The sequence below is a fragment of the Aquibacillus salsiterrae genome (assembly GCF_028416595.1).
Lineage (GTDB): Bacteria > Bacillota > Bacilli > Bacillales > Amphibacillaceae > Aquibacillus_A > Aquibacillus_A salsiterrae.
The window spans coordinates 1-4,505 of sequence record NZ_JAMQKC010000048.1 but is presented as its reverse complement, the minus strand read 5'-3'; the positions used below and the strand labels follow the sequence as shown (position 1 = coordinate 4,505).

The 4,505-nt window shown below is 36.8% G+C and carries 7 protein-coding genes; 1 reads left to right on the top strand and 6 read right to left on the bottom strand.

The genetic code is table 11. The annotated features are described in order from the left end of the window. Positions 1-614: 614 nt before the first annotated feature. Positions 615-1,625, top strand: coding sequence for a UDP-glucose 4-epimerase GalE (galE, locus tag NC799_RS18105; protein WP_272447833.1), 1,011 nt, complete (start codon positions 615-617; stop codon positions 1,623-1,625). Positions 1,626-1,815: 190 nt separating this feature from the next. Here the strand turns inward: galE and NC799_RS18100 are convergent, their stop codons facing one another. The 6 genes from NC799_RS18100 to NC799_RS18075 form a co-directional block, all read right to left on the bottom strand. After that, the gene (locus NC799_RS18100; RefSeq protein WP_272447832.1) at positions 1,816-2,202 is read right to left on the bottom strand and encodes a hypothetical protein; all 387 of its coding nucleotides are present in this window, start codon (positions 2,200-2,202) and stop codon (positions 1,816-1,818) included. Beyond that, positions 2,180-2,707 carry a hypothetical protein gene (locus NC799_RS18095; protein ID WP_272447831.1) on the bottom strand — a complete coding sequence of 176 codons (528 nt, stop codon included), beginning with the start codon at positions 2,705-2,707 and terminating at the stop codon, positions 2,180-2,182. The genes NC799_RS18100 and NC799_RS18095 overlap by 23 nt, the downstream gene beginning before the upstream one ends. Beyond that, positions 2,707-3,042: a hypothetical protein gene (locus tag NC799_RS18090; protein WP_272447830.1), complete on the bottom strand. Its 336-nt coding sequence runs from the start codon at positions 3,040-3,042 to the stop codon at positions 2,707-2,709. Before NC799_RS18090 ends, NC799_RS18095 begins: the two co-directional genes overlap by 1 nt. Positions 3,043-3,430: 388 nt before the next feature. Then, positions 3,431-4,054: a DnaD domain-containing protein gene (locus NC799_RS18085; protein ID WP_272447829.1), complete on the bottom strand. Its 624-nt coding sequence runs from the start codon at positions 4,052-4,054 to the stop codon at positions 3,431-3,433. Further along, entirely contained in the window at positions 4,014-4,340 is a 327-nt protein-coding gene (locus tag NC799_RS18080) for a hypothetical protein (protein ID WP_272447828.1), read from the bottom strand. The genes NC799_RS18085 and NC799_RS18080 overlap by 41 nt, the downstream gene beginning before the upstream one ends. Further along, on the bottom strand, positions 4,306-4,505 hold a 200-nt coding region (locus NC799_RS18075; protein ID WP_272447827.1), incomplete at its 5' end, for a competence protein ComK. The genes NC799_RS18075 and NC799_RS18080, both read right to left, overlap by 35 nt.

Genomic DNA, 4,505 nt, shown 5'->3' with positions numbered 1-4,505 from the left:
ATATCTGTATTCACAATGATTGCGATATGCACAATATTCACCTCAAGAATATTATGCGGTTAAGCATCCATATTGTACATTTTTAAACAATCATTTATGTACATCCTTAGGGTATCATTTATAGAACCTTCTCGGAGTCGATGCCCCTGGCACGTTACACACAGATATGTTACGGCAACTCGGGAGGTCCTACGGGTCTTTTAGACATGGACACTTGAAGAGAGCCCTAAATTAGGGTGAATATTTCACTCGGTACTTGGTGTCAGGCACCACGAAAAGACAAAAAGGGCGTTTTTCCACATGCGGAGGACAGGTGTGGATTTAGTTTAGTATAAAGAGGGGGACGATATTTATCATTCTTACCTCCGTTTTTACGAGTTTCTTTCAAGGAATTTATCACAAAGCGCTAACCAACAGATTTAAGCAATGGTCAGAGTGGCGAAAGGACCATATTTTTTCTTGTGTGTTAGTTACAATTGAATATATAAAGTTCCAGAAACAAGGACCATTATGAATAGAAGATACAAAGATAGAGGATTTTTGTTACTACAAAACAATATATTTTCTGTCTTTTTTTATTGTATGAAAATATCAAATAGAAAGGGGGCAATTTTTTGCCTATTTTAATTACAGGTGGCGCAGGTTACATTGGGAGTCATACATGTGTAGAGTTAATAGAAGCGGGTCATGAAATTGTAATAGTAGATAACTATCAAAATAGTGACCCTGTTGCATTAGAAAAAGTATCAGAGATTACTAAACAGAAATTTAAAATTTATGAAGTTGATTTATTGAACTTTGATGACTTGAATTTGGTAATTGAAGAGAATGATATTGAGGCTGTCGTTCATTTTGCTGGCTTGAAAGCAGTGGGAGAATCAGTAGAACTTCCGTTAAGATATTATTCTAATAACATTACAGGTACCCTAAATCTATTAGAGGTAATGGAAAAGCATAATGTTCATCATCTGGTGTTTAGTTCTTCTGCAACAGTATATGGTACACCAAAGCTTGTTCCTATTAAAGAAGATTTCCTATTATCTGCAACTAATCCGTATGGTAGAACGAAATTAATGATTGAAGAAATTTTGAATGATGTATATGCATCTAATGACAAATGGAGTATTGCTTTGTTGAGGTACTTTAATCCGATTGGCGCTCATGAAAATGCGTTAATTGGGGAGAACCCAAACGGCATACCCAATAACTTGATGCCCTATATTACACAAGTAGCTGTTGGCAAACGGGACATGCTAAATATATTTGGTAGTGATTACCCAACATCTGACGGCACCGGGGTAAGGGATTATATTCATGTAGTAGATTTAGCAAAAGGTCACCTAAAAGCACTAGAAAAAGTGAAATCTATTAGTGGAATAGAAGCCTATAACCTAGGAACAGGAAAGGGTTACAGTGTCTTAGAGGTAGTGGAAGCATTTGAGAAAGTATCTGGTAAAAAGATCCCTTATAAGATTGTCGACCGCCGTCCAGGAGACATTGCTGAATGCTATGCAGATCCATCAAAGGCAGAGAAAGAGTTAGGGTGGAAAGCAGAAAAGGGTATTGAAGAGATGTGTGCGGATGCATGGCGGTGGCAGGAGAGGAATCCGGATGGTTATCTTTGAAAAAAGAGTGGTCAAAAAAATAGATGTTAGACAGTTAGACCCATGGTTGCTTGGCGGATTAATTTTTATCTGATAGAAATACATTGAAACCAAGGAATCTTTGAAAGTTATTTAAAAACCGAACATCATAGGCTAAGTTGGTAATTAACCTTCTGGTATGGGAAAATAAAACCGCCCGTTAGGGCGGATATTATTTATCTATTTCTATAACCACACAATTTTTAGCTAGTTTTCTTAATTTACCTTTTGATGTAATTTGTACTTTTTCATCAGAATCATGGATTTCAGCATGATAAATATTATTTGGTTCTGGGCGATATATTAGCTTTAAAGGCAATTCATAGCAAAAATCTGCTCCAATAAAAACTATGGCTTTGAGGTTTTTGGGAGAAAACCTTTCTGAAAAAGAATTAACTATATCATATTCACTACGCTTGCCATCGCGGTCCACTGAGACCCCTTTAGAGTCTTTAAAGAGAGCGGATGAAGGCCTTCCTTTTTCGTCATCCCAAGCATTTGGGTTTGAAAACAATAATGCTCTGTATAGTTTTTCTTCAGGACTTATATTTGTATTCATAAAAATCATGAATTATCCTATTCATAATTTTAGCATTGTGACTAATTTCAAATTCTTTCTCATTCTCCCCAACTTCTTTGTAAACTTCTATTCTATCCTCGAAAATTTCAAATTCCAAATAATCATCGTTCGTTAACTCGTATTCCAATTGAATACTTTTTCTTCCAGTAGGAAAAATTTTGGGTTGTCTATCTAGGTTTCCGATTAAATTTAAAACGCTATTTATTAAAGACTGAGTAAAAGGCTGTGCTCCATATCCGTTCCAATTTTTTCCAAAGTTGGAAATATCGATTAACTTTTTTATGTTTTTATGTTTTTGGATTTCTTCTTTTAAGAAAAATGGGTTTATAGCGGAACTCACTGAAGACATTGCTTCATTATGAAGATGATAGTTCATTGAGCCGTAGCCAATTGCTCTAGGAGCAATTTTGGTTCTAGATGATTCATTTTGTAACCTTGGAAAGTATTTGCTTTCATTTGCTGTTACGTGCGCAATGTTTATCATTACTCTCCCCTTCCAAATTCAGTTTCTAAAATTTCAATCTTACGGCCTAACCACTCATGAAAAGACTTAGCAGTTTCAAAATCCATAACAACTCCAGTAGAAACATATCGCATTATACTTAGTTCATGGTTTTCAGGTGCAATTACTTTACTTTCACTTGTTTTATTATTAGCATCAAGTTCAATTGATTCTTCGTATGGAAGAGGCTGGCGTTCGAAAAAAAAGTTAACGACAATTTCTCCTTGGGGCGCTATTCCTCCCCAAACGCCGTTAGTATAGGCTGGGTTGTAATCTTCAGGGAATTTATATTTAATATTAAATTTTGGTTTACTCATTTGTCTTCCCCTCCGTTCTTAGTACTATAAAGTTTATGTACATTATATAGATTTTTCAATTCTTAGTCCAATTTTTTCAGTCAATTGCTAAAAGATATTAAAGATATTTGAAGGTAGAATGTACTAGGTACTTGGTGGCAGGCACCACAAAAAGACAAAAAGGGTGTTTTTCCACGAACAGAGGACAGGTGTGGATTTTGTTTTTAGTATAAAGAGGGGGACGAATTATCATTCGTGCCTCCGTTTTTTATGAGTGTCCGCCAAGTAATTTACCACAAAGTGCTAACCCCGAAGATTTATGTAATGATCAGACCCTTCCGTGGCTAAAAAGATTTATTTTCATGTGTGGCGGATGGGTCTGGTTTATTTGTAGGTGATGGCTCAGTATTCAACCAATGCCTTTACTGTTTGTGTATTCTCTCAACCGCTTTTCAATATCAATTGGTTCGTTAGTCTTGTATGCAGGTACATCGGCTTTTTTGTTTCGGTTATGGAACCAGTCAGGGATAACCTCTTGCTTCGGATAATTCTTGCTCGGGAACTGTGCCAGGCGTTGTTGTTTAAAAGCCTGTTGGTCAGACGCCACCTGTTCTAACGTCGCAAGGTTTTTGTTTTGCCAGGCTTTTAAAATGCTTTCTATGTACTTCCAATTGGCATGATTTCGTTCCACCGATTGTTTCATCGCTTCGATAACAAGTGGTTCATTTAAGGTTGAAGTCCAATTTGATAATAGACCTTGGATGAATGGCGTGATTTTCCCGATGTTTTGTTCATAGAAAGACTCGGCTTGGGTAGTTATTGTTTCATGGCTTTGTTTGGTCTTTATTTCTTTTATATCTTGTTTAGTTAATAGGCTCGGTTTGTCGTTCAGTTTGTCGTTCGATGTGCCGGTTACATTGCCCGCCACATTGGTACTCACAAAAGGAGTGGATGTTTCGTCTGGCTTTTTTTGCTGCGTGTGAATGTCAGTTTCATAGATCGTCGCTGATAGTTGAATTAGAGATGCAATCATGTTCAATCGTTAAACGAATTATCTCATAAACAGGTGCAAGATTGCCACTACGTGATTGGCAATGGATATACCCCTTTTCCTGCAATTCTGTACGTGCCCGCTTAAAAACACTTTCGTTTAACTGGATTTTGGCCGTAATTACCTTGGCAGCAACGGTGAATTTTTGCTTCCAACCGGTTTTGTTGTTGATTTGCATCAGGGAATGCCATAGTAGGATAGCGTTATTAGAAAGCGGATTGAAGTCAAGTTGATTATAAAAAGCGTTGAGTTGTTTGATGTAGTTCATTGGATATTTTCCTTTCGATTTTGAGTCGGGTGGATTGCTGGGTGAATGCAAGCATGCAGGTGGCCGTTCGATACATTTGTTTTTCCATTACATAATAGGATTCTTTCAAGGCAAGCTGTTCCTCATTTTTAAACGTGATAATCGATTGGGATAGTTGCTGTGTCG

Excerpts from the sequence above, each read along its gene's own strand:
- NC799_RS18100 (WP_272447832.1), bottom strand. The coding sequence starts at position 2,202 with ATGAATACAAATATAAGTCCTGAAGAAAAACTATACAGAGCATTATTG.
- NC799_RS18095 (WP_272447831.1), bottom strand. The coding sequence starts at position 2,707 with ATGATAAACATTGCGCACGTAACAGCAAATGAAAGCAAATACTTTCCA.
- NC799_RS18090 (WP_272447830.1), bottom strand. The coding sequence starts at position 3,042 with ATGAGTAAACCAAAATTTAATATTAAATATAAATTCCCTGAAGATTAC.
- NC799_RS18085 (WP_272447829.1), bottom strand. The coding sequence starts at position 4,054 with ATGATTGCATCTCTAATTCAACTATCAGCGACGATCTATGAAACTGAC.
- NC799_RS18080 (WP_272447828.1), bottom strand. The coding sequence starts at position 4,340 with ATGAACTACATCAAACAACTCAACGCTTTTTATAATCAACTTGACTTC.